Genomic DNA, 22,984 nt, shown 5'->3' with positions numbered 1-22,984 from the left:
CGATGACGAACAACCCTGTCCAGCGCGTACGGCTCGACTATGCGGCGGCTGCCTCGAGGGATTTGCTGAACAATCTGTCGGGGTTAGCGGCCGACGCACGCATGTTGTGGACCGTTTCGGACGAAGGACGGACCTTCGAGTGCCTGGAGGCGCACGAAGCCGGGTATGTGCTGGCCCGCCAGTATCGAATTGACGACTTTATCGCACGCTGGCCCGGCGTCGAGGAAAGCAAGGGCGGTGCCGAACTGGACCTGGAAGCGGTCGATGTCGCGCAGGGAGCACTCTGGCTTTGCGGTTCGCACTGCCATGTCCGCCTGGCCCACGACGATGACGACAAGGACCTGCTCCGGTCAAAAATCCGCGCTCGGCCGAGCCGACACCTGCTGGCGCGCATCACCCTCATGGACGATGGATCGCGCCTGGGCAAGATGAAAGTCGTCTCAAGAAAGGGAGCAGGTTCCATTCGCGGTGTGCTGGCCGGCGATGCCTATCTCAAGCCGTTCCTCGATCTGCCGAGCAAAGAGAACGGCCTTGATATTGAAGATCTGGTGGTCACCGAAGACGAGGTGCTTCTGGGTCTTCGCGGCCCACGGCTCGACAACAGTGCCGTCGTCGTTCACCTCAGACTCACCAAGGACCTGGAGGTAAAGAGCTACAGGCTGTCCTTTCTCGATCTCGGCAGCCTGGCGATCCGTGATCTTTGCCGGAATGGAAGCGCCATTTTCATTGTCGCCGGCCCGGTGGGCGACGCCATGGGACCCTTTCGCCTCTATCGCTGGCAGCCAGCAGCAACCTCAGTGATCCAGCACCCCGAAAACCTCTACGAGTGGCCGGCCGGCAGCGAAAAGCCTGAAGGCTTGTGCTTTCTCGAGCGTAACGGGAAGCCCGGCTGTCTGATCGTCTACGACCGGCCCGACAACAGCCGCATCAAGGATAGTGTCTACGAGGCAGACTGGATGGTGATCGACTAGGCTGCGTTGAGATTGATCGTGGGCCTGGCACAAGACTGGCGATGGCAGGTGCACAGAATACTGTGGAGCGCGAGAATGGGCCTTAGAGTAGTCACGGCATGCCTCTGGATGATCGTTGGGCTGTCTCCGGGATACGCCGAAAGCGTCGACCTTCCGGCTGCCGTCATTTCCAAGACCATCGAAGGGATCGAGATTAAGTTCCCAGTCGGCATCACCGCCAACAGAAATGATCCGGCTCAGCCCGTCGCCATCGCGTTGACGATTGACCTGTCTGACCTTGTGGCCAAGGTCGATCCCTTGATCGGGGCCGTTTGGACAAAGCGACACATCGACCTCGGCGGCAAGCTGACACACAAAGGCACTCTTCTCTCGATCGAAGCTCCCGTGCTTCGCGCCAAGGTGCATTTTCACGTGCGCCCGGAAATCGTGCCAAGCTCTGATGGCAGCGTTGTGGCTTATTTCGTGCCCATGGTGGCCGACAATCGCATCGCGCTCACGGGCCGTATCGCGGAGTTCAACATCTCGAACGATATCACGCGAACCGCTGCTCAGGCGTTAAATCTAGACGATTTGGTCAAGGACAAGTTGGGCGCGCTGCTGAATGAGGCACTTTCTGCCCCTGGTGCAGGCCTGGCATTGCCGCCGGCGGTGCAGGCCTTCGGCGTGACCCTGTCCACCGCTCGTTTCGTCACGATCGACGGCAAGCCAAGTCTCGTTGTCGAAGGCACCTTGCCGGCGATAGCCGGACTGTTGCTCAACCTGTGAAGAGAGATACGTCGATGAATTCGAAGCTCAACGCACCGGAGACGGACCCAAGCGATGATCATGCGAAATATGGAATTACGCTGGCGACAACGCAGAAGCTCTGGCTCTCGCTCGCAGTTGCAACGAACCTGTTCGCCATTGTCGCTTATGGCCAGACACAAGGGTCGGACATCGACCCCAAGCTGAGTGTCGTCGTCGGCTTTTCGTTCGTGCCAGGTCTGCTGGACTCCATCGTTGCAATGTGGGGCATCCTGATCCTCTCGGTCTTGCTCATCCTTAGCGCAGCGGTCATGCGCGAGCATGCCCATCGCTCGGGCCCCACCTGGTATGAGCGTTTTCCGTTCCGGCTTTGGGATGCTTCGCCTTCGATCGGTCTTGGGCGAAAGGGCCAGGTTATGGCCTATGTCTTCTTCTCGATCCTGCCTCTTTTTGCGTTGGGGCATTTCTGGTGCGTGTTCCTTGGCGAGGGCAAGCTTTGCAGCGAAATTACCAAGGACAATTGGTCGCCCTTGGCCGTCGGCGCGGATGATTTTTTCCAATTTCCAGCAGATGCCACCGTCGGGCGAATCTTTGGCGACTACTATCGGCTGGCCGGCGAAGTCGTCGGGCCAGATGCTTGCAAGGACGCGACAAGCTTCTTTCCATTCGTCCAGCCGGTTGTCATGCTGCTGCTGAGTGTGACCGCCATATTCGTCACTTTGCGCGCCCTGTACGTCGTCTGGCGAGGCAAGTAGCCGCGAGCACTCCAGCGATGACGCGCAGCTACTTCGGGGCAAACGGAATGGATGGAAAATATTTAATCGATGCGGTCAACTCGGCCGGCGACGCTATGCGGACAACCTGGGTCACGCTGGTGTCACTGGTCACATATTTGTTTGTCACCGTGGGTTCGACAACGCATCTCGATCTGTTGCTGGAAAAACCCCAGGCTCTCCCGATCCTGGGTATCGACCTCCCGTTGGCTACTTTCTATGCAGGTGCACCACTGTTGTTATTGATTATTCACGGATACTACCTGCTGCAGGTACACCTTGCAGAAAGGCGCGTTGCTGAACTGCGGGACTACGTGAGGGCCGGATCCGGCGGCCGAAACACGAAGAAGGTCCATGACGAGCGAAGAGACGAAGTTCGCTCCGGGCTGAACGCAGCTTTGGTGGTCCAGAACCTAGCCGGCGATCTGGTTCTGAACGGCTGGGCGCGGTGGATCGTTGCCTGTGCCGTTTCCGCGACTTCGGTCATCGCGCCAGTGATGTTGCTCATTGCTTTCCAGATTGCGTTTCTCCCCTACCATTCCGTGCCCATCACGTGGTGGCATCGCATCATTTTGGTGGTCGATATCGGAATGCTGCTTTTCATTTGGCCTGGCTGGCTGCGTCAAAGCGTGCGCCGCGAGGATGTGAAGGCGCCCAAACGCAAGGGCTTTTGGCGTCAAGCCGCACCCGCAAAGACACCTGAAGGGATTGCCCCTGATGTTGCTCCAAATGACAGCGCCTCTTCGTTTGCACGGTTTCCCGCATTTCACGCTGCCCTTCCGGTCGCGCTGGCACTTTGCCTGATCTATTTTTCAATCGGCATTGCGACAATACCCGATGAAACGACGGAGTTCCTCGGACTACCTGCTTGCCCTAAGGTCTATTTGTGGTGGTACGAAATTAAATTGACTGACGGACAGCCGCTACCTGCGATCGCCTCAGGACCATGTGCAACGAAACTTCTCTTCGGCGGCCCGCCTGATTTGCTGACTGGTCGATTGAAAAGCCCGTTCGCGCGCAATCTGGTAGTTCCCTACGCCCATCTCGGGGATCGGCCGAACGACGAGCTCAAAGTTCGTTCGATGGCGCGTCAATTCGACCACGATTTGGCCCGCCGCGACCTCAGCCATGCAATCCTGATCAGTGGTGATTTTCGAGGTGTGCGCTTTGACGGGGCCAACCTCACAAACGCACAACTTACCGGCGGCAAGTTCGACTACGCTTCTTTTTGTCAGAGGAGCGTCTTCGGAGAAATCGACGGCTGTGCGACGTTGGATGGTTCAGAGTTGAGCCGCACCACGTTTCGAGGTGCCGACCTGTCGTTTTCCGACCTGCGCCACACTAGGGCTACCCAGGCGAATTTTTCCGGTGCCAAGTTGTATGAGGCTCACTTCGATTACGCGCATCTCGATTTTCCCGTTTTCGACGATGCAAAAGGTGCGGCTTTTGATGGCGCCCGGCTGGAGAGTGTCAGGGCGGAGGGAGCGAATTTCTCCGGGGCAACGGCAAACGGTGCCTACATCGACGGAGATTTTCGAGGGGCCAATTTCTCCGGCCTGAAGGCGGTCGGCGCCTATTTTCAACAGAGCGAGTCTGGACTTGCTGGAGACGAAACACCGGTTATTTTGGGTGGCTACGATGCGGCCCAATTCGCAGGCGCACAACTCACCGGCGCTGAATTCCATGCCGGCTTGACGGGGGCTGACTTTAGCTGCGCGGATATGCAGGGCGTAGACTTTCAATCTGCGAAGCTGAGCGGAACAAGCTTCAGAACCGCCACAGTATGGGGAAGCAAAACCGGCTCGGTAAACAGCGCGGATACCTTGTGGTTCGGGTCTCAAGGAGTCGTGCTTGACTCGATGCGGATCACGAGCAACGAGGCGCTTTGCCAGCTGGAGCCGCTTGAGCAGCGAGACATTGACAGTGCCCGAACGACGCTCGAAAGGGTTGCGAGCGGTTTTCCGGGTACGGAGCTGCAACCGCTTCCGCCAAGTCTAAAGCGAGCCATCGACCGTATTGGCGACCTGTCGTTGACGCAGTGGGATTTGTCTTCGAAAGACTGGTGGCTGAAGCGTCAAGGTGGGGGTCCGCGGCAACCGACCGAGGCCGATGTGGCAGCACGATTGCGAACGTTTGTCGCCATAGCCTGCATACCACAGGCTGGCGACCCGAACGCCTCCCACCCAAGCATTGCGGCGGCATTGCTGCGTCAAGAAATGTGGAAGGACTATCCAGATTTCGCAACACTCTTTGCGAAGGTCGTCCTTGATCGCGATCATTGTCCGAACGCCAAGGGTATGCACTACGATGTACGAAAGCAGTACCGAGAACTCTCTGAACGCGTCGTCCCAAAGGATAATCCGCTATTTCAGCCAGAGACGTATTACATCAAGGCAAGAAAAGCTTGATGTCTGGTCTACCGGCAGGCCACGCGCCGGTCGCTCGAACATCAGGTCTCGAAACGCCATCCCGAAGCCACGATCAGCTCTCGGCTATACCAGAACCTTTTGGAGGTCCAAAGCATCACCGCGAAGGCGGCCCGAAGCCAATGTTCTGTAGTTCCCTGTCGGCAGTTTGCCAGCTTGCAGGTTTCGTTCTGGGCGCTCCCACGCATAGAATGGTCCGGCTTTGAGCTTGGTCTTTCCTCGGCGGCTCCATATTGCAGCTTCGTACTTCGCATTCGCGCGGATGGCAGAATCATTTGATGACAGTGCCAGCGCTTCCAACATTTCGGCCGCCAACTCACTTGTCGCCGAGAAATAGGGCCGCCCAAGCTTGCGGGCTTGCACCAACGTGTTAAGGCAGCGCTGATCAAGACTGAGTGAGGTTTTGTCGGCGCTTGCTGCAATCATCCATGCCCACACAACATACCCATCGCTTATCGGGTCATGTTTGTTCCAAGGCCATGGCCCTTCACCCGGCAGCCGAGGGACAACCCCCGCCCTGATATCGGCAAGAGCCCAAGAAAGATCTGTCCACGGATCGGCGTCGAGCTTTCCTCGACGATCCGACTGAAAACCAGAAATTCTTTCCAAGCCGCCTGGATACGATCCGCTCGAACCAGCAAGTACCAACGAAAGGCTGGGATCCGGTGCAACCAAGCGCAACGCGAGCTCTGGACCGAAGCCGGATTTGACTAATGCGATTTCTGCGTTAAGGCCGGTCTCGAACAGCGGCACGTTAACTTGCCAGACTTGGTCGCCTTCAATGCCGACGCTCAAACGCAGCCGCTCCTTGGGCCGAAACGCTAGAGAACCAAAATCGATGATGATCTGGTTGCCGTCCTTTCGCGGATGGAGGCCCTCGACTCGCTGAAAAGCGCGCCACCCTCCCCTTCGAGCCGAAGTAACATCGATCGAAAGACCAATTGAGAAACGCTTTTCCAAACGTGAAGTGAGCGGCGTAGTGGCGCTCGAAAATTGCTTCGCGGCATATTCAGTCAAGTTGGGGGAGACCACTGGCACAAGATCTTCGTCGATGTGGACAGGCACCGCAGAGGCCGTTCGGAACGACTCATACGCTTGAATGCGGCTTGGTCGAAAATTAGAGGGTACTGGCGTCCATCGCGGCTTCTCGCCTAGTTCGACGATAAAAGGATCCAAGTCGCCGACAATGTCGATTTTCGTCGTCGTCAAGGCCCCCGCCGTGAGATCTTCCGCGTAACACAAAAATGTCCCGGCCTGGAGTTGCGTCTCCGCAACTCCGTCTTTGTTGCTCAGAAGATCTGCCCCCCTTAATTCACGTTTCATACCGATTAAGCGGAAGTGGTACGGGACATGCGCTGGCCCTACAATGCGGACATTGTGCACGTCAGGATCGCCGATCATTCCACGAGCTCCACGATCTGGGCGGGAGGAGCGGCTGTGAAGACTTGATCTTGATAACAGGGGTTCCCGTCTGGGAATTGCGCGGAGGTTGTGTAGCGCGTGAGATCGGGATCGACACGAAACCTCCACGCCATCTCAGCGTCGTTCTTAGTAAAAATCCGCCCGTTTCCATCATTCGCCGTGACAGACACCGCGGCAATCATGTGGCTTTCAACCGCCGTTCGTACGACGACGGGTATCTGCGGGTGTGGTACCCTCAGCAACTTAACATCCCTGTTGAATTGCGTAAGAGATTCTGTTTGCAGATCGGTATTGTTGAGGGCAGCATTTGCAATACGGCCTAGTGTAAATAGGATTTGCTGTCCGGTCACTACCCAGCCGTCGGGATTGGAGAATTCGACGCTCGCTCCACTTAAGCCTTCTATCAAGGCCTGGGTGAAGAAAGGCGGAGTTCCATCGGTCGGAGCCCAGGCACTGGTGCCGAGCCTGGATCCGGCTAGCGAAACCGAGCTTGTCCGCCGTCTAGTAAGCGCGGTAATATCGGGAGTGATCAGAGCTGGGCTTTGCGCTCCATTGATCTGCCGAAATATAGCTGGGATGACTTCCTGGCAGGCGTCCAGAAAGACCCAACAGCCGTCGGCTTGCAAAGTTGGCAAGGCCGACGCCAGCTGCGTGATGTTAATCGATTGCGCCCATGGCCTGTGATTGATGGAGCGGATATCTTCCAACACGGCAACGGCCGTTGTATCGCTGTCGGTCACGCCGTGCGACGCAATATAAAAAAACATATGATCGCCTGGGCGGCATCGTCCAATCCAGCGATCTCCGGCCGTGTGATAATTGGCTTCGTTGGCTGGTTGAACGACATCGTCACCCCGAGGATCGTGATCCACGATGCCCAGGCTGAGCGTATCCTGGTCGGCAACTTGAGCCGGATCAGACAACAACACTTCGATCGAACCGAGCGGGGCGATCAAGCTGTCCGCCCGATCAAGGAGGAAGCGCACGATAGCGCGTGCACCAGCGGTCGTCGCTACCCTGTCGGCCGACCCATTGGCGCTGAGGCTCGGAAAGCGGCCACATCCGATGATGAATGCGTGGGTCTGAGGCGCGTTGCCTGGCCGAAGGTAGATTGTCGTCACGGCGCAAGCCCTATATTTTTTAGACGAGCGTTCAGCCGGGTGTAGAACATCGTACTGGAAAAATATGCGCCATGAGCGTCCAGCACGCCTGCGATCGTATCGACGGAGAAATCCTCGCTGCCCTCAAAAATCGGGGATGTGACGAAGGAAAGCACGTCCATCTTGTCAAATGCATTCCACCAGTTCTTGACCGCCTCTGGCCTCGGTACCGGTTTGGTTTGTCCCGAGAATTCGGAGGTGCTCGCTTCATAGAGTTTCATTTCTTCGAACAGCGCAACCTGTGAGCCCACGGTCAGAAGGAGATTGATCTCTAATTTCGTACCAATAGCCGCAGAAAGGCTCTCGACAGTTTCGCTCCTCGAGAGCAGGTCATAAAGGATTACGCCGCCCATGCTGTGGCCGATCAACACAAATGGTTCGGCGGGCCTTCTCTGTTTGCCTGCGGCAATGATCGCCTCGGAAATTGTTTCTCGGATCTGAGTGCGAGCGTCGTTTGCTCGAAGGTACCGAAAAACATCACCTATAAAGATCGCGAGACCCGGCGTGATCTTTTCCCGGCCCGCCCGTGCGAACGGGCTGTTGACGAGATTGGAGGCACCGCTCTTTATTTTATCGGCTGCGGCTTTCACCTTATCTAGGAATCCTAGCCCTTGAATGGCAGCCCCAGCCTCGGCCTCTTTGCGAAGCCGATCACAAAACTGTGCGTCATCAGTCACGGTCGCCAACCATGCGGGCTTTGGTTGGGCTGCAGCATATCTGGCTGCTCCCATCCAGAAGAGTTCCTGATCCTGAGCGGGCGCCTCGTTTGCGTCCGAGAGTGCCGAGACAGAAAGTGCACCGACCACGGCGGCAAAATCGATCCGGGCAGCCACTAGGATTTCAGAACCATCGCCTTGGGCCAAGGCGGCGCCAATGCCTAGTGCCTGGTACACGGCATCGAACTTCGGGACCGACGCCAACTTCCACTGAGGGTCAGCACCAAACTCGCCCCAATAAGGATTGCGGATCGTGAAATCCGCTGACGAAAACGCGAGCTCCTTAAAACGGCGATCACGAATCGCCACGTTTACGTCAAAACCGGCATCTGATTTTCTGTTGGCAACACCGTGAACAAAAACGACCTGCACCATTCCCGTACCCCCTAATATTTGCACTTAACTTGAATGCCTGTGGCTAGCAAGCCACAGCGCCTACATGTTCAAAGTCTCCGATTCCTATTTCCCGAATAGTCTGTCACCCTCGTTCATAGGGAGGATTCGGGGATGGACGCTTCTACGATTACGCTGAATGATTACCAGACCGCTGCGAAGACGACAGACAAAACGCACGGCAAGGCGACCGGTTTGGGGTTGCCCATCCTTGGATTGTTCGGAGAAACCGGCAGCCTCTTGAGCGAGGTGAAGAAAAAGCAGCGAGACGCTAACGCATACGACTCGTATGAACGCGGTGTGCTCGAGGAGTTCGGGGATGCGCTTTGGTATCTGGCGATCATCGCGGCGCAAGCGGATATTTCGCTCGAAGAGCTGGCAGCGGACTTCCGCCATTCGCCCGATGGGCCGCTTACCTTCCTGCAGCTACAGCCGCAGCCTAGCCTTCGACTCCCATTTCCAACCCCCGAGGTGTCACGAACCCTTCTGAAGCTCGCGAACGCCGTAGGAAATCTAGCCAACGAGCACGGCGAAGCTGTTTCCAAAACGGACAGACCGTTACTTCTCAGCAAGTTGTCGGTCATTTTCCGAAATCTTATTGATGCCGCAACCGAAGCTGGCGTGACATTGGGCGATGCCGCCGTTCGCAATATCCTGAAGGCACGAGACAAATGGCCGCTCGAACGGACGCCGCCAGCTTTGTTCGACACCGACTTCCTCCCGGAGGAGCAGTTGCCGCGCCATCTGGAGATTGAGATCTTCGAGCGGCTGAGCGGCGAGAAAGCGTATGTGTACCAGCGGTGCAACGGCGTTAATATTGGTGACCGGCTTACCGACAATAACATCGTCGAAGATTTCTATCGTTTCCATGATGCGTTCCACTATGCTTACGCAGCCGTCTTGGGGTGGTCGCCGGTGACACGGGCGCTTTTGAAGGTGAAACGGAAAAGCAAAACCAAAGTGGACGACGGCGAGGATGGCCTACGAGCGATCATCGTTGAGGAAGGCGTAGCAGCCTACGTTTTTTCGCGTGCGAAGGAGCACGGCTTCTTTGAAAGCCGAGATGAGGTCGATCTAAACTTGCTGAAGACGGTCAAGGGATTTGTTCATGGTTTCGAACCCGAAACTTGCCCTCTGTGGCTTTGGGAACAGGCCATCCTGACGGGCAATTCAGCCTACCGTTATCTCAAAGAACATCGTCGTGGACGGTTGGTTCTCGATCTAGACAAACGGAGCATGACCGTGCAGGAGCTTGCGCCATGAAAGCTGCAGCCTTTGTTGAAGAACTTGCCTCGTACAGGTTTGAAAACGCGTTCAATCCGTATGTTGACGCGTGCCCAGATTTCGATACCGACGAAGCACCGGCGATCCGGCGCAGGAACCTCGAAGCGGTTCTGGATGCCGCGTTAGCGCGGGGTGTTCATTCATTCTGGATCGCCCGCGATCTTGGCTATCGAGGCGGTCGTCGCACCGGACTCGCGCTAACTGATGAATTGCATCTCGATTGGCACGCAGATTTGCTCGGGACAGCGCCATTGCACAGAGCAACAAAAGGACCTCCGATTGCCGAGAGAACGGCTACGGTCATCTGGCAAATGCTGAGATCGATCGAGCAGCCGATTTTTTTATGGAACGTCTTTCCTTTCCATCCTCATGCAGCAGGGGATGCGATGACCAACCGCTGCCATACAAAAAGCGAGAGGCTTGCCTGCAAGCCCCTGCTTGAAAGTCTGATCGCCGCCCTCCGACCAAAACATCTCGTTGCAATCGGCCGCGATGCGCAGTCCGCCCTCGCCGATCTTGATCTGGCCGCAACAGCGGTACGGCATCCAAGTTACGGCGGACAGAATGAATTCATAGGTGCACTGGAGACGTTTTACAGCGTTCGGGGTAGAGCGGTCCCGCAGACACAACTGCATCTTCTCTGATCAGGCCGCTTCTCTCAGGCTTCCCGTCGCTCGAGCCTCATCAAGGAGGTCACTCAGGCTTTCCCTGTCCGACGGGCAGTCGACCACGGCATGGGTCGAAACGATCGTCAGGCTTCCCACGTCGACTTTCACCTCGTCTGCAACGAATTTCATCAAGCGGCCGAGGCCGATGAGATTTCCCAGAAGCCGTTCGATGTAGTAGTGATTGCGGTACATCGCCGTCAGAAGAAGCTTGCGTTCAGGCCCATCCGTAAGCTTGAAGCTTAGGAAGCTCAGGCACTGTCTGTTCATCAGAGGACCGGCGTCACGGATGGGATCGTAGATAGTGATCTCGTAGACGTTACGGAAACACCTGCCGGATGCAACTTGATCGCGCATTTTCGTCACCATTTCGTCCAAGGGATTGAGGTATTTTCCCTTTTTCTGCAGCGGAAAGGTGATCATACGATCGAAGTATCGTCCCCAATCGCCCTTTTTGATGCGCGGAAGAACCTTGGTTCGATAAATGTCATAGAAAGCGGGAGCCTTATGTCTCAAGAATAGAGAGCGCGGAAAGATGGTGTTGGCGACTGTCTCTACCGGATACCTGTCGTATTCCCGGAGGTACTCATCGACAAGGGAGATTACCTCTAGGTCGGCGTCGCTCATGACCGTCGGGTTGGCGACGTCCACGATGACGTTTTGTGCATCGTGGCTGCCACTGGCCGAATTGACGGCAGTGACGGCCGCGAGCCAAGCAGACGCGCAGCTAGGCTGCGTTTTGATGGGCAGATACACCGACTTCCTCCTTCAGCACCGCGATCCGGCGCAATCTCTGTGAAACGTAATCCTCGGTAACCCACGCATGGCCATTCAGACCCCAGAACGGTCCCCAGGAGTTGCGCACGAGCAGAGCCCGCCGCCCTCCAACGATCCCAGCGCCTACCGCGATAACAGCATGACGGGTGACGTCTTTCTCGCCAGGATAGCCTGCGACAATTCCTTGGCCGTCAGGGTTGTAAAACGCCTCGCCGACGTACAGCACTACTACGGTCGGAGATCCTCCCAGCAAATTCGCAAGGATCTCGTCAAAAGACCCCGGCCCGCGCTCGAAGTTTCGAAAGTACTTAGTTTCGACAACCGGCGGCCCCCAATTGCTCAGGTCCGCAGGTAAGTCTGCAAGATAGGGCCAGCTTGTCTCGGGAGGCTGTCCGTCGTCGCGGATCGCTTCAAGGATGTGCAATAGGAGCGCACCTTGGTTCGGCAGCAGGCCTGCACGCCTTTGCGCGTGGTAAAAGACAAACTCGGCCGAAAGTGGATCCCACCCGTCGCGAACCGCCGCATGGCAATCGCTCACAGCAAAAGCCAAGCATGTTGGGCGCACGCCCTGATCACGCACTTCTCCAAACATGCTGCGCAGGTCATGGGTGAGCGACGGCCTCGACATTACGCGGCCTCCAGTCGGAAACGACGTTCCGCACGTGACCAGCCCGCGACTTCAGGGCCATTAAGATCTACGTCGAGCGTATAGTCATTGATAACGCTGCCGGGCTGCCAAGGCCGCGCTTCCGTCATCCGGATGGTGCCTTGCTGCTGCCTTACAGATTGCGCGACGATCCTTCGAACGACAGGCCCCCCTGAGTTCTCCTCCCCGGTCACCTCCCGGACATCTTCCCTGACCGCGAATGCATCCGGCGTCAGCTCATCAAAACGCCATAGATAGCCGGCGCCAGCGTTCTCCTCCAGGCGCATCACAAAAAGATCGTCGGGGCCGCCGTGAAGAACTTCTCCTCTATCTGCCTCGCTCAGCTCCCAGACATCACCATAATATGCTGCCGGCTCCACCTCGCCGAGAATCCCCTTTTTAATCTTCTTCGGCTCTATGTCGGCAAGGCGTTTTGCATCTGAACGGCTGATCAAATTATAGCGGGCAAGCGTCCAGCAGGTAGCGGAGTAGCTCGTGCCGGCCCGCAGCGACAGCTGATAGACGATTCGAGGATGGGGAAGATCAGGCTTAGTCCAGCCGTGTCGCTTACAATGAAAGAGTGCCAGCCATTGAGGCAGGAGAAATGACGCGGCGAACGCATCCGCCTCTACCTCTTGAAGATTTGTATTCCTTGAAGCCGCAAAGGGACTGCGGCGCAGGATCGAATCGTCATCAAGGCTTGGCCTGTGCTTGAGATAAAAATGTCCGAGCTCGTGGGCCGCGGTGAACCGCTGCACGCTGAGCGGACGCTTGGTGGTAACAAGCACCCCGGGAACCGGCTCGCTCATGAATGCTCCGAGCAGACCTTCCAAGGGGCGAAAGATGAGCGGCAGGTTGAGATGTGCCATGACGCCAAAAACGTCGATCTGGCCATTCAGAGCACCGTTGGCGCGTTCGATCCTGTCTCGAATAGCCAGATCGTTCTGTAGCCGACCGGCGGCGGCCATCGCTTTTCGAATGGCGTTTTCGATCGCCGTCATTCTATTCTTCCTCGATCGAAGAGCGGCTCTTCAAAAAGTCTGCGAAGCGGCTCAGTTCCTCGAGGTCGTTTGATGACAGCTTGGATGCAGTGCGGGCCAAATGGCGCACCGGACCCGAAATGTCCGATGGGTCCGCGTCGTTCGTGAAGTAGCTTACCGGTCTCCGGTAAAGTGTGGCGAGTTTTCGAAGCTCGATGACATCGACCTTGCGTTGGCCGGTTTCAATGTTGGAAAGAGCGCTCCGCGGAATACTAAGGCGGCTGGCGACTTCGTCCTGGCTAAGCCCAATATATTCCCTAGATTGACGCAATTTATCGGCGATGGCCAGGCGCTCGGCCTCGTCCGGCTTTTCGTGGTTGGCGGGGCCTTTCATGCGACCGCCCCATCAAAATGCTTATTCCAGAGCTTGGCCATGCGTGATGTCACATCGTCGACAGCTTCCTGGATTGATTCATATCCCCCTGGACGTACAGCCGCCTGACCCACCTCGAACCCAACCACCTCATCAAGAACACAGAGAATTTCGACCACAGTGTGGGAATCGATATGGATCGCCTTTACGATCAGCTCTTTTTGAGATTTTGGAAGAAGAACACCTTCAAATTCCGCCAGATCCTTGACGGACTTGATGAGCTCAGCAAGTAGCGTTTCCTGGACGTGCTCGAGGGGATAGGGGGGAACTTTGACTTTGGTGCTCGGATCGGTTGGCAAGGCGCGGTCCTCCAAGGATGTCACCAACGCCTAACATAGTTCGTCTGTTTTTCCAACAGGCAATGTCTGAAATTCGGACATCATTTCTCCAGCGTCCTCTCGACAAGCGTGACGATCGCCGAAGCTGCTTCTACGGGTGTCCGCATATTTGAGACAATTTCCACTGGATAATGAGAACCTTCCTCGAGCGCGAGACTCCGGTAAGCGTCACGCAGCTTCAACCAACTGCTGATCTCGTCATCCCGGTCGATTGGCTGATCCCGATCGAGAAGAATGGCAAGTGCCGGCTGAAACTTATCCCAGACAAGTCGTTCGGCTTCCACGAGTGTTCGGAGGCCGGCCTGATGGACGCCAGCGGCCGCGCCATAGACGAGCGTCGACCACCAGAAACGGTCGAGGAAGATATGTGTCCCGGATTTCAGCGCTGGCACAATGAGCCGTTCGATAGCGTCAAGGTGAGCAGCAACATGAAGCGCCTGCTTCGAGAGCTCGCTCATTGTCGCTATTCTAAATGCCGCCGGATCGTGGTGAATACGATAAACGACTGCGCCAAGGGTGCCTTCAGCTTTCCCCGGAAAGCTCAAGAATTCAAAGCGGCCAGATCGTTGCGCTAAGGCGACCTTCAGGAGATCGATCGTCGTCGTTTTGCCAACTCCGTCCGGACCCTCGATAAAAAATAATTTTCCAGACATTTACACACCCCATGTACCGGCCAATAGATAAGCAAATGGCATCTAATTAAACCGTCAAACTCAGCAGAACGCCAGCGTCGCAGTCGAGGCTTTCATACTCAGCGGCCATTGATGCGGCAAAAGATTTATCCGCAGTTTAGGACTGGGCGAATTGTCCTGTGTCGAACACTAGAAGCCCCGTGGTTCGCATGAGTTAGGCGGTCTCAGAGTACCGGGTGATCTTCCGAAAATTCGGACCAGCTCCAGGCCAGCTCGACTATCACGCCGGTTCGGCTTCGGTCTTTTCAGACTGCTTCATTTCCGCTTGGTTCTCCCTCCGAGAAGCCTTGTTGGCCAGGTAGCCCTCTAATTCTGCGGCGTGGTTCTCGCAGCCTTTTGCCTGCTTTCGAAGAAGCGAGACATGGTTAGAAAGTTCGTGCGTTGTGCAAAGCCCTATTGGAACCAGGGAGCGTTCACCGTCGCGAAGTACAGGATACGATTTGACCAAGCGAGTGTGGCCGGGAAAGACCATCTGTGGAGACGCAGGATCGTCGCTCATCCCCACTCGCTTCAACATGCGTGTGACGACACCTACCAGTTCCTTCTTAGCAAACGCTTTATAGAAGTCAGCATGCGGGCCCGCCAGAGGTTTGCTTTTGAAAATATCTGTAACGATTTGGCTTGGTTGTGCAATCTGGCCAGCATCCATCCGTTGCCCAATAAGTTTATGAAGCTCTGACAATAGTGCAGAGTCTTTGGCCATGAACTTCGTCCCATCAACTGTTGAATGGAGAAAGCGGTGCGTCTGGTAGATATTATCGACCCCTCTCAGGGCTCACGGCATTCAACGCAAACTGGCCGAAAGCTGTGATTGGTGATCATCCACCGATTCTAAGAATTGTCAAAGCCATTGTTCTGCGTTTGTTCGATATGCGAGTGGCTGCCCAAAAAGTGGCGATAACGCCGGGCCCGACAAGTGAGACGCAAGACCTTCAGTCGGAATCGCGCTATGTCCGAAATTTGCTGCATATTCGGACAATGACTGAACAAAGTGTCGAGGTCGTCGAACGCCCGCAGCTATTCGTCCATATCGACTCCGGCATTCTGGTGGGCGCCAGCCAACTCTGGCATGGTGTCGCCCGCCAGCAGCCTCTCCTTCGACAGCAACCCGGCATCCTCGAGCGCCTGGAAATCCGGCAAGTCGCGCAGCGTATCGAGCCCGAACTCCAGCAGGAATTCTTTCGTAGTGACGTAGGTGTAGGGCGCGCCCGGCGTCGGGCTACGCGGACCGGAAGCGATCAGACCGGCACCGCGCAGATGACCAATAAAATCGCGACTGATCTCCTTGCCGAAGAAAGATGACAATTCGGCGCGGGTGATCGGCTGGAAGTAGCCGATGCACATCAGCACCAGCACCTCTGACTGCGTGAGGTCTGCCGCGCGCTCGTTGCCGCCGACTGCCCTGCGGATGGCGTCTGCATAGGCCGGCCGGGTCAAGTGCTTCCAGCCACCGGCAACGGCCACCAGATCGTAAGGGCGACCACGCAGCTCCTCGCGAATGTCATCGATCAAAAGGTCAACGCTGCAGCTTTTCCCGACGATCCGCGCCAGCGTCTCGCGGCCGACCGGCTCGCTGGCGGCGAAGATCGTCGCCTCGACGCGGTGCATCCATTCCCGCCAACGCGCTTCCGGCGGCAGATGATCGAGCTCCCGATCAAACAAATGGTCATTCGGCAGGCCGGCGCTTCTCTTACGTACACTCTCCGCCATGATCGTCACAGCCCGTAGATGCGGAATGCGGGGCGGCCGGAAAGCTCGCGCACGGCGCCGAGTTCGACCAGACGGTCGAACAGGCGGCGCAGCCCACGGTCGACATGCCGGCGATCTTTTCCGAGGCAACGATCGCATCGTCGGACAGGAGCTTGTTGACAACAGCGTCGGCCGCCTTGGCCCTGAGTTTCGGCGCAACGGCAAGCAGCCGGTCCGCGCGGCGCTCGAGCTCAGCGGAAAGATCAATCGCGCGCAGCGCGCAGCGCGCCTGCGCCGCAAGCAGGCTTTTGGCACGCTCAGGATTTATTTCAATGCTTGTCGCCACAGAGCCGGAGCCGATCGGCGCGGGCGAGCGCTTGCGCCCAAGGCCGCTTCAGCGCCCAGCAGCGGCACCGCGTGTGCCCAGCCCAGCCGCTGCGCCAGCAGGGCGTCGGCGAGCCAGCATCCGAAGGCTCGTGCGAAACCATATCTCTCGGCAGTCGCGAACGCGCCGGTCAGCATGCCGACCGTTCCGATACCTGCGGAAAGCTGCCGAAGATCGTCCGCCAGGTCGCTGACCACCTCGTCGTCGCGGCGGAGACCGAGGTCATCCAGCACCGCGCCGATGCTCGCCTCGGTCAGCAGTTTCTCGGCAGGCGTGCCGGCCAGCCTTCGCCAAGCCAGGAGCATCGATCCGGCGGGGCCGACGGACAAAAAATCGCTCGGTCGTGTGAGCAGCACGGCGTCACGCAGCGCGCTTTCATCCTCGACGCGGCCGGCCTGCTTCGCCGTTGCCGCGGCCGCCGAAAGCGCCAGCCGCTGCCGCCAGGCGCCAGCTCACCGCTCCTGCCGACGCACCATCGCATCGAGCGCGCCAATGGTGGCGCCGGCGGCGAGCGCGACCTCCTCAACCTCTTTGCCCGCAAGGGTTTCCGCATCCAGGATGGCCCGGCGCAGCCAGGCCGGCACCGCCATGATCGGCGCGACCGCCGTGGCACCGGGAAGGGCCCGTGGCGTACAGAGGGTTTGGGACGCAGAATCATCTCAGACACGATGATTCATGGCGGCGCTTTTGGCAACGGAAATAGGCAAAAAGCGCTGTACCTGTCGCACAAACACAACGAACGATAATGTTGCCTTATCAGTTGTTTAACTCCCACTCGCTCCCACTCGTAATAGGTTAGGTGGCTAACATCGCTCTTCGGGCGCACCCGGAGCACGGTTCGGTGCAACCACTCACGTCCCGTCATCTCGTCGTGACTATCGCGGTATCCGGAGTTGGTCACGGCGACTGCTTCCGAGACACCTTTCGAATAGGCCGAGCGATCACCAACTCTAAAGCTCTGCGTGGTTGCCAAACCCTGCGTCGAGATTACAGCGGCCAGAAGGCGCCCCAGCCAAATCATCACAGCGCCTGCCCAGTCGAACATGAAATCATACCGGCCGCCGGACTTGCACGGCGCCAGCCAACGTTGCACGCTGCAAGTGGAGCAGGCGAGTGAAAGAGCACATCAGCCGGCGTGTCGCCAATATTTTCGCATTGCTCTAATCGATTATAGTTGTGAAGAGCAATTTTGGCCAGTTTACTTGCCGCTCAAGTCACGCATAAAAGAGCTGGCACCGATTCGGTAGCTTATCCCCTGTCTTTCGCGTACTCGCGGTCGTGGCGCCGTGTGGACGATTGAAGACCGACGGTCTCACTGGCAGGTGGGAACAGAGCCCGGGGGGGCGGGTTGGCAAGCCACAGGAGTAGGACAAATGTCGAAGGATTCGGGTAAGAGCGATAATCACGGCGGCGGACCAGGCAAGATCGAGATCACGGTAGTGGTGAACGGCCAGCCCACGCAGGTCGAAGCCAATCCCAACCAGCCGCTTCACGTCATTCGTACCAAAGCCCTTGAGAACACGCAGAATGTTGCCCAACCGGCCGAGAATTGGGAGTGCAAGGATGAGGCCGGCAACTTGCTCGACGTCGACAAGAAGGTTAGCGATTTCGGTTTCGTGAACGCTGTGACCCTGTTCCTCAGCCTGAAGGCGGGCGTCGCAGGTGGCTGAACCCCAAACTGTGGATCCGGAGGTCTCCCGAGCGAAGTTTGATCGGGAGATCGGCTGGTTCCTTGGACAAGCGGGTGTTTATCGGGCGCAGGGATGCTTCCTGATCGAAGCAGTCTTCCCGAACGCCTTCTTCATCTTTGCGCCGCCGAAGTTAAAGCCACAGGTAATCGGTGCAGCTGCCGAGATCGACTTCTCCAACTACGACCTACGACCTCCCTCAGTAGTCTTCGTCGACCCATTTAGGCGCCAGCCGATTGCCCGCAAGGATCTACAGCTTAAGATGCTGAGACGGTCGCCTCTACCCGCACCCCCAACGGAGATTGTTCCGGTCTTGCCGCAGAATACCGTGCAGCTGACGGACTTCATCCAGGCCAATAGTATGGAACACGCGCCCTTCTTGTGCATGGCAGGCGTGCGGGAATACCACGACAATCCAGCCCATTCAGGTGATTCATGGCTTCTCCACCGGGGTTCTGGAGAAGGCTGTTTGGCCTTCATCCTGTACCAAATAATCAAATACGGACTCACTCCAGTAGAGCAGCTTCAGCTCCAAATTTCAGTGGTGGGGCTGGCAGCACCCCTGCCAGCCATCCCGGAATGACCGCTCTGGAGGACGTCAGGACAGTTGACCTCCCCCGAGACTGTGTGTCCGCTGTACAGGCGCATCTGCGCTCCGTTGGACAGCAGGGCTATGAAGGCATGGCGCTCTGGGTCGGCGTTCAGCAAGACCAGCACTTTGCCGTAACAGAAACGGTCATCCCGGCGCAACGTCACATCCGGACGAGCGACGGCGTATGCGTGATGGTTCCTGCCGAAGAACTGCACCGGCTCAATGTTTGGCTCTACAGACGTGGCCTGACGCTCCTGGCGCAGATCCATAGTCATCCGGGCCGGGCGTACCATTCGACAACGGATGACGCCTACGCGATAGCAACCACGGTGGGCTGCTTGTCGCTCGTAGTGCCGAATTTCGCCCGCGAGCCTTTTGATTTTGCTCGGGTTGCCGCCTATCGGCTTGACGGAAAGGCCAACTGGAATGCGCTCCCTTCCGCGGCACTGTCGCGAATGATCACGATAACGAGTTGAATAATGGCATTCGCTAACTTCATCGACCGTGCCGCTACGGCGGCATCTCAGGTCCTAGCCGATTTTCATCTGGGAGACTTCAAAGCCGCTCTTGAAAAGCAGGTCGTGGCCGTCGCCTTCGACGATCAGGCCGCTTCCTGCCCCGAAGGCCAGGCGACACTAGATCTTACGGTGAGATTGCTCGCCAGACTCTACCCAGTTCTGGCAATACTCCCGTTGGACAGTGCGGCCAATTCTCAAACCCAAGCGCTGGAGCGCTTGGCAAAGTCGATCAATCCAAAAGTCGGAATCCGGCGTTCTGGCAAGTTTGCCACGGTCTGCGTAGTCGCAGGGGTAACGCGCCCATCACTCCGGTGCCCGACCTTTTTCATGGGATCGGACGGTTGGTCGGCCAAGCTGTCGCGTACGGACCCGGTGGGCTCTGGCCCAAGTTTGCTGCCCTATGGAGCTGGCGCCGCCAGTTGCTTCGGCGCCGCCAATGTCTTTCGAACCATTTTCGCCGCCCAGCTGACCGGCGCCGAGTTGGACGAAACCATCGACCTCTCGTTATACAGCTACGACAATACCAAAGCCGGCGAGGCAGGCCCGATCGACTTCCCTGTCGACCTTGGCGAAACGCACCTCGTTGGGCTCGGCGCGATAGGCCATGGCTCGCTTTGGACCCTAGCGAGACAACCCGGCCTCTCGGGTCGCCTGCATGTAATCGATCACGAAACGATCGAGCTCTCAAACCTGCAGCGCTACGCACTGGCCGGCCAGGCGGAGATAGGCATGTCCAAGGCAGTCCTTGCAACCACCGCCCTTCGATCGACCGCCCTCGATGTTGAGGCGCACCCGTTGAAGTGGGCAGAATATGTTATGCGCAGGGGCAATTGGGTCTTCGACCAAGTGGGTGTGGCGCTTGACACCGCCGCCGACCGTCTCGCTGTCCAAGGTGCTCTGCCCCGATGGATCGCGAATGCCTGGACCCAGGAGCACGATCTCGGTATCTCCCGGCATGGTTTCGACGACAGCCGGGCTTGCCTTTGTTGCATGTACCTGCCGTCTGGAAAATCCAAGGACGAGCACCAGCTGATTGCCGAGGAACTCGGAATACCGGAAGCACACGAGCAGGTGAAAATGCTGCTGCAGACCAATGCCGGAGTTCCCAACGACTTTGTCATTCGGGTGGCTACTGCGATGGCTGTGCCGTTTGAACCGCTAGCGCCGTTTGTTGGCCAGCCCCTGCGCTCCTTTTATCAGCAGGCGATCTGCGGCGGTCTGGTGTTCCAGCTCAGCGATGGAAATCGCCTCGTTCGAACCGTGGTTCCGATGGCCTTTCAGTCAGCGCTTGCCGGGATTATGCTTGCCGCGGAGCTGGTCAAACATAGTGCGGGTTTTCCCATGAGCCCGACGACGAGCACTCGGGTGAATCTTCTGCGCCCCCTTGGCTCTCATTTGCATGATCCGAAGGCCAAAGATTCCAGCGGCCGCTGCATCTGCAGCGACGGCGATTTCATTGCCGCTTACAGGCGCAAATATAGCAAGAACGTTGAGCAGCTAAGCGATGTCTCCGGCTCCTAAGCAGACGCCGACGTCTCCCTTGCCGCAGAGCGGCGGCTTGTGCGCGTGAGATGTTGGCGCCACTATGACACGCTTGGCCCACTCCTTTGCCGGCCGATCGCCCAGGAAATCCCCTCCCCGCGCATGATCCCGGACACCTCCTTGCCGATGTGTCGCTCTAGCACCGGTCGCCATGGCACCAGTGTGAACTCGCGCGACTTCTCGATCACGGCATATTTGCCGCTGGCAAGCTCGACGGAGCGGCGGAGCGTACCCTCTACTCGTTCTCCGGATCGCGCTTCAGCATAGGGCAGACGAAGTTCCGCCGACAGTTGGCCGGCAACACGGTTCAACTCACGCTGCCGCAGGATCGAAAGCATGTTGGGGCGGTAGACGATCCGATCCTGCTCTTCGCGCGCGAGGCCTTGAGCGATCAGCCACTGCCGCCTGCTGGCTTGCGCCTCCCGGACCTCATGCCCGAAGCCTGAGTTGCGCAACCGCTCTGGTCCGTCGGCAACCAGTTCCCGGTCGAGCCAGGTGGCACCTTCAAAGCTGACTTGGTGCTCCAGCGGCATTGATGACAGCCTGTTGACAACGACAGGCTCGGCCCTGGCCCGCTGGCGCTCGTATTCCGCGACACGATCGAGATGGTCCGGCGCGACCAGCCAAGTGCCGTTCGGCTCTCGCTCGATGCCGCCGGTCGCGCGGCGGATCGCCTCCAGCCGCCGGACATGCGTTTGCGCAAAGCTCTCGGTGGCGGATGGCTCATGCTTCAGGTGGATATCAGCGTCGTAACGGCCGCCATGGGCGGCGGCGATCTCGGCGACAGTACGGTCGACCTGCCTCGGCTCGGTGCTCCTCGGGGTGGCACGCACGATGCAGCCTTCTGGCATCGGTTCGGTGGCCTCACCTTTGCCGATGTCGATCCAATGGCTTTTACCGTCAACGCCGTCGACGAGAAGATATTGCCGGTCATTGATTTCGTCGGCGAGCCCGCGAGCGACGACGCGGCCGACGACGGGCTGGGCCGGCTCACCGGATCGATCGTGGATCACGCAGTCGGCGGCACTGCGCGCGAGCCCCTTGCCGGCCAGCTCGCGATGCATGGTCCTGATGATGTCGCCGCGATCGCCGGCACGCCGCAGGGTCGCTTCCAGCTCGCCGTCGAGTCGCCAGGAGCCAGCGCCGACGTCCTCGGCCAGACCCATGCGCTCCAGCTTGCGAAGCCGGCCCTGATGCAGCGTCTGGCGAAAGGTGTCGCGGCCGTTTGTCGAAACAAGACCGTCATCGTCACGCATGCGCAGCAGTTGCCGGTCGATGCTGGTGAAGCGTTCCTGCTCCATTTCCTGGCGCAGGCGCTGCTCGATCTCGCGATCGGTGAGTGGACCGAGATCGAGGCTGACCAGCTCGGCAGCGCGCTCGCGGATGCCGCTCGAAATATACTCACGCGCGATGACGAGGTTCTCCCCGCGGTCGTCCTTGCCACGCACGATGATGTGGCTGTGCGGATGACCGGTGTTGAAATGGTCGACGGCGACCCAGTCGAGCTTGGTGCCGAGGTCCTCTTCCATCTGAGCCATGAGGCGCCGAGTCAGCGGCTTGAGGTCCTCATACTCGATGCCATCTTCGGCTGCGACGATGAAGCGGAACTGATGGCCGTCTCCGTCCGCGCGATCGATGAATGCCTTGCCGTCGACGCGGTCGCTGTCGGCGCCATAGAGCTCGCCAGGATCGCCTTCGCGGGTGACGCCGTCGCGCTGAAGATAGCGCAGGTGTGCGCGCGCTCCGTCCGAACCCTTGCCGGCCAGTTTGACGACCCGTGCCTTGACGACGACACGTCGCAGCCGAAAGGCAGCGTAGCGGTCGCGTGACTTGAGCAGCGCTGCGGCCGCCCCTCCCCGCCCTGCCCGGCTTCCGGTGAAGCGACCATCGCGTTGCAGCCGGCCGCCGGCCCTGTTGATCGCTGTCCGGATCTGAGTGGCGAAGCGTTTGCCTGCTTTCGATCCGCGCGACCCGATCTTGCCGAGCTTCGGCCTGAATTCATCGTCCTGCATGCCGGCCTCCGGGTAATCCAAAGCCAGATCAACCGTTTAGGCGCCGCAGCCTCCTGACGCCGCCAGCTGCCTCCTGGAAAAACGATGTGCAGACAGATACTTGGCCGCCTACGGGAGGCGGTGCCTTTATCTTGCCTT

The 22,984-nt window shown here is 58.1% G+C and carries 24 protein-coding genes and 1 pseudogene; 10 read left to right on the top strand and 15 right to left on the bottom strand.

Translation table 11 applies throughout. The features are described from left to right. Nucleotides 1–2 precede the first annotated feature (2 nt). The 4 genes from CK224_RS05145 (at nt 3) to CK224_RS05130 (ending at nt 4,896) form a co-directional block, all read left to right on the top strand. A complete protein-coding gene (locus CK224_RS05145; protein ID WP_095781020.1) occupies nt 3–971 on the top strand; it encodes a DUF3616 domain-containing protein in 969 nt (322 codons plus the stop codon). A gap of 108 nt (nt 972–1,079) precedes the next feature. After that, nucleotides 1,080–1,736 carry a hypothetical protein gene (locus CK224_RS05140; RefSeq protein WP_095781019.1) on the top strand — a complete coding sequence of 219 codons (657 nt, stop codon included), beginning with the start codon at nt 1,080–1,082 and terminating at the stop codon, nt 1,734–1,736. Between the two features lie 14 nt (nt 1,737–1,750). After that, a complete protein-coding gene (locus CK224_RS05135) occupies nt 1,751–2,470 on the top strand; it encodes a hypothetical protein (RefSeq protein ID WP_095781018.1) in 720 nt (239 codons plus the stop codon). A 17-nt stretch (nt 2,471–2,487) separates the two neighbouring features. Continuing rightward, on the top strand, nt 2,488–4,896 hold the full coding sequence (locus CK224_RS05130; protein WP_095781017.1) for a pentapeptide repeat-containing protein: 2,409 nt from the start codon (nt 2,488–2,490) through the stop codon (nt 4,894–4,896). Between the two features lie 84 nt (nt 4,897–4,980). Here the strand turns inward: CK224_RS05130 and CK224_RS05125 are convergent, their stop codons facing one another. From CK224_RS05125 to CK224_RS05115, 3 genes are read right to left on the bottom strand one after another with little or no spacing between them, the layout of a single operon-like run. Beyond that, nucleotides 4,981–6,315: a hypothetical protein gene (locus CK224_RS05125; RefSeq protein ID WP_095781016.1), complete on the bottom strand. Its 1,335-nt coding sequence runs from the start codon at nt 6,313–6,315 to the stop codon at nt 4,981–4,983. Continuing rightward, nucleotides 6,312–7,457 carry a caspase family protein gene (locus CK224_RS05120; RefSeq protein ID WP_176477854.1) on the bottom strand — a complete coding sequence of 382 codons (1,146 nt, stop codon included), beginning with the start codon at nt 7,455–7,457 and terminating at the stop codon, nt 6,312–6,314. The genes CK224_RS05125 and CK224_RS05120 overlap by 4 nt, the downstream gene beginning before the upstream one ends. Continuing rightward, nucleotides 7,454–8,587, bottom strand: a complete 1,134-nt coding sequence (locus CK224_RS05115) for a hypothetical protein (protein ID WP_095781014.1) — start codon at nt 8,585–8,587, stop codon at nt 7,454–7,456. The genes CK224_RS05120 and CK224_RS05115 overlap by 4 nt, the downstream gene beginning before the upstream one ends. A 132-nt stretch (nt 8,588–8,719) precedes the next feature. Between CK224_RS05115 and CK224_RS05110 the strand changes: the two genes are divergently transcribed. After that, complete coding sequence (locus CK224_RS05110) at nt 8,720–9,868, top strand: nucleoside triphosphate pyrophosphohydrolase family protein (protein ID WP_095781013.1); 1,149 nt, start codon at nt 8,720–8,722, stop codon at nt 9,866–9,868. Then, the gene (locus tag CK224_RS05105; RefSeq protein WP_095781012.1) at nt 9,865–10,533 is read left to right on the top strand and encodes a uracil-DNA glycosylase; all 669 of its coding nucleotides are present in this window, start codon (nt 9,865–9,867) and stop codon (nt 10,531–10,533) included. Before CK224_RS05110 ends, CK224_RS05105 begins: the two co-directional genes overlap by 4 nt. On the opposite strand, the gene CK224_RS05100 is transcribed toward CK224_RS05105, so the two are convergent. From CK224_RS05100 to CK224_RS32465, 11 genes and pseudogenes are all read right to left on the bottom strand, one after another. Beyond that, nucleotides 10,534–11,310: a hypothetical protein gene (locus CK224_RS05100; RefSeq protein WP_095781011.1), complete on the bottom strand. Its 777-nt coding sequence runs from the start codon at nt 11,308–11,310 to the stop codon at nt 10,534–10,536. After that, nucleotides 11,282–11,959 (bottom strand): C1 family peptidase, encoded by a 678-nt coding sequence (locus CK224_RS05095; RefSeq protein ID WP_095781010.1) that lies wholly within the window; start codon nt 11,957–11,959, stop codon nt 11,282–11,284. The genes CK224_RS05100 and CK224_RS05095 overlap by 29 nt, the downstream gene beginning before the upstream one ends. Beyond that, nucleotides 11,959–12,978 (bottom strand): protease inhibitor I42 family protein, encoded by a 1,020-nt coding sequence (locus CK224_RS05090; protein WP_095781009.1) that lies wholly within the window; start codon nt 12,976–12,978, stop codon nt 11,959–11,961. The genes CK224_RS05095 and CK224_RS05090 overlap by 1 nt, the downstream gene beginning before the upstream one ends. Before the next feature lies 1 nt (nt 12,979). After that, nucleotides 12,980–13,351 (bottom strand): helix-turn-helix transcriptional regulator, encoded by a 372-nt coding sequence (locus CK224_RS05085; protein ID WP_027056351.1) that lies wholly within the window; start codon nt 13,349–13,351, stop codon nt 12,980–12,982. Then, the gene (locus CK224_RS05080) at nt 13,348–13,704 is read right to left on the bottom strand and encodes a hypothetical protein (RefSeq protein WP_051355514.1); all 357 of its coding nucleotides are present in this window, start codon (nt 13,702–13,704) and stop codon (nt 13,348–13,350) included. The genes CK224_RS05085 and CK224_RS05080 overlap by 4 nt, the downstream gene beginning before the upstream one ends. Before the next feature lie 65 nt (nt 13,705–13,769). After that, on the bottom strand, nt 13,770–14,381 hold the full coding sequence (locus CK224_RS05075) for a hypothetical protein (RefSeq protein ID WP_095781007.1): 612 nt from the start codon (nt 14,379–14,381) through the stop codon (nt 13,770–13,772). Nucleotides 14,382–14,640: 259 nt separating this feature from the next. Next, nucleotides 14,641–15,123, bottom strand: a complete 483-nt coding sequence (locus tag CK224_RS30620) for a hypothetical protein (RefSeq protein WP_141245777.1) — start codon at nt 15,121–15,123, stop codon at nt 14,641–14,643. 314 nt (nt 15,124–15,437) lie between these two features. After that, nucleotides 15,438–16,130 (bottom strand): SMC-Scp complex subunit ScpB, encoded by a 693-nt coding sequence (locus CK224_RS05065; RefSeq protein ID WP_095781439.1) that lies wholly within the window; start codon nt 16,128–16,130, stop codon nt 15,438–15,440. Nucleotides 16,131–16,135: 5 nt separating this feature from the next. Next, nucleotides 16,136–16,455 (bottom strand): annotated as a pseudogene (locus CK224_RS32475) (DUF1403 family protein). Next, on the bottom strand, nt 16,434–16,925 hold the full coding sequence (locus CK224_RS32470; RefSeq protein ID WP_348628379.1) for a DUF1403 family protein: 492 nt from the start codon (nt 16,923–16,925) through the stop codon (nt 16,434–16,436). The pseudogene CK224_RS32475 and the gene CK224_RS32470 overlap by 22 nt, the downstream one beginning before the upstream one ends. Before the next feature lie 21 nt (nt 16,926–16,946). Continuing rightward, nucleotides 16,947–17,084, bottom strand: a complete 138-nt coding sequence (locus tag CK224_RS32465) for a hypothetical protein (protein ID WP_348628374.1) — start codon at nt 17,082–17,084, stop codon at nt 16,947–16,949. A 783-nt stretch (nt 17,085–17,867) separates the two neighbouring features. Between CK224_RS32465 and CK224_RS05055 the strand changes: the two genes are divergently transcribed. The 4 genes from CK224_RS05055 to CK224_RS05040 all read left to right on the top strand — a co-directional run bounded on the left by CK224_RS05055 (nt 17,868) and on the right by CK224_RS05040 (nt 20,813). Next, nucleotides 17,868–18,164 (top strand): DUF2604 domain-containing protein, encoded by a 297-nt coding sequence (locus tag CK224_RS05055; RefSeq protein WP_095781005.1) that lies wholly within the window; start codon nt 17,868–17,870, stop codon nt 18,162–18,164. Further along, on the top strand, nt 18,157–18,765 hold the full coding sequence (locus CK224_RS05050; protein WP_095781004.1) for a putative metal-binding protein: 609 nt from the start codon (nt 18,157–18,159) through the stop codon (nt 18,763–18,765). The genes CK224_RS05055 and CK224_RS05050 overlap by 8 nt, the downstream gene beginning before the upstream one ends. A gap of 98 nt (nt 18,766–18,863) precedes the next feature. Further along, a complete protein-coding gene (locus CK224_RS05045) occupies nt 18,864–19,250 on the top strand; it encodes a Mov34/MPN/PAD-1 family protein (protein ID WP_245425740.1) in 387 nt (128 codons plus the stop codon). Nucleotides 19,251–19,253: 3 nt separating this feature from the next. Further along, on the top strand, nt 19,254–20,813 hold the full coding sequence (locus CK224_RS05040) for an E2 ligase fold family C protein (protein ID WP_095781002.1): 1,560 nt from the start codon (nt 19,254–19,256) through the stop codon (nt 20,811–20,813). A gap of 62 nt (nt 20,814–20,875) precedes the next feature. On the opposite strand, the gene rlxS is transcribed toward CK224_RS05040, so the two are convergent. Next, on the bottom strand, nt 20,876–22,846 hold the full coding sequence (rlxS, locus tag CK224_RS05035) for a relaxase/mobilization nuclease RlxS (RefSeq protein ID WP_095781001.1): 1,971 nt from the start codon (nt 22,844–22,846) through the stop codon (nt 20,876–20,878). Between the last annotated feature and the right edge of the window lie 138 nt (nt 22,847–22,984).

This window comes from Mesorhizobium sp. WSM3862 (assembly GCF_002294985.1).
GTDB lineage: Bacteria > Pseudomonadota > Alphaproteobacteria > Rhizobiales > Rhizobiaceae > Mesorhizobium.
Note: the sequence above shows the minus strand (reverse complement) of the source record. Positions and strands in the feature narration are given on the sequence as shown.

What these genes read in the sequence shown, in the direction of transcription:
- CK224_RS05145 (WP_095781020.1), top strand. Translation starts at nt 3, where the DNA reads ATGACGAACAACCCTGTCCAGCGCGTACGGCTCGACTATGCGGCGGCT.
- CK224_RS05140 (WP_095781019.1), top strand. Translation starts at nt 1,080, where the DNA reads ATGATCGTTGGGCTGTCTCCGGGATACGCCGAAAGCGTCGACCTTCCG.
- CK224_RS05135 (WP_095781018.1), top strand. Translation starts at nt 1,751, where the DNA reads ATGAATTCGAAGCTCAACGCACCGGAGACGGACCCAAGCGATGATCAT.
- CK224_RS05130 (WP_095781017.1), top strand. Translation starts at nt 2,488, where the DNA reads ATGACGCGCAGCTACTTCGGGGCAAACGGAATGGATGGAAAATATTTA.
- CK224_RS05125 (WP_095781016.1), bottom strand. Translation starts at nt 6,315, where the DNA reads ATGATCGGCGATCCTGACGTGCACAATGTCCGCATTGTAGGGCCAGCG.
- CK224_RS05115 (WP_095781014.1), bottom strand. Translation starts at nt 8,587, where the DNA reads ATGGTGCAGGTCGTTTTTGTTCACGGTGTTGCCAACAGAAAATCAGAT.
- CK224_RS05110 (WP_095781013.1), top strand. Translation starts at nt 8,720, where the DNA reads ATGGACGCTTCTACGATTACGCTGAATGATTACCAGACCGCTGCGAAG.
- CK224_RS05105 (WP_095781012.1), top strand. Translation starts at nt 9,865, where the DNA reads ATGAAAGCTGCAGCCTTTGTTGAAGAACTTGCCTCGTACAGGTTTGAA.
- CK224_RS05095 (WP_095781010.1), bottom strand. Translation starts at nt 11,959, where the DNA reads ATGTCGAGGCCGTCGCTCACCCATGACCTGCGCAGCATGTTTGGAGAA.
- CK224_RS05090 (WP_095781009.1), bottom strand. Translation starts at nt 12,978, where the DNA reads ATGACGGCGATCGAAAACGCCATTCGAAAAGCGATGGCCGCCGCCGGT.
- CK224_RS05085 (WP_027056351.1), bottom strand. Translation starts at nt 13,351, where the DNA reads ATGAAAGGCCCCGCCAACCACGAAAAGCCGGACGAGGCCGAGCGCCTG.
- CK224_RS05075 (WP_095781007.1), bottom strand. Translation starts at nt 14,381, where the DNA reads ATGTCTGGAAAATTATTTTTTATCGAGGGTCCGGACGGAGTTGGCAAA.
- CK224_RS30620 (WP_141245777.1), bottom strand. Translation starts at nt 15,123, where the DNA reads ATGGCCAAAGACTCTGCACTATTGTCAGAGCTTCATAAACTTATTGGG.
- CK224_RS05065 (WP_095781439.1), bottom strand. Translation starts at nt 16,130, where the DNA reads ATGGCGGAGAGTGTACGTAAGAGAAGCGCCGGCCTGCCGAATGACCAT.
- CK224_RS32465 (WP_348628374.1), bottom strand. Translation starts at nt 17,084, where the DNA reads ATGGCGGTGCCGGCCTGGCTGCGCCGGGCCATCCTGGATGCGGAAACC.
- CK224_RS05055 (WP_095781005.1), top strand. Translation starts at nt 17,868, where the DNA reads ATGTCGAAGGATTCGGGTAAGAGCGATAATCACGGCGGCGGACCAGGC.
- CK224_RS05045 (WP_245425740.1), top strand. Translation starts at nt 18,864, where the DNA reads ATGGCGCTCTGGGTCGGCGTTCAGCAAGACCAGCACTTTGCCGTAACA.
- CK224_RS05040 (WP_095781002.1), top strand. Translation starts at nt 19,254, where the DNA reads ATGGCATTCGCTAACTTCATCGACCGTGCCGCTACGGCGGCATCTCAG.
- rlxS (WP_095781001.1), bottom strand. Translation starts at nt 22,846, where the DNA reads ATGCAGGACGATGAATTCAGGCCGAAGCTCGGCAAGATCGGGTCGCGC.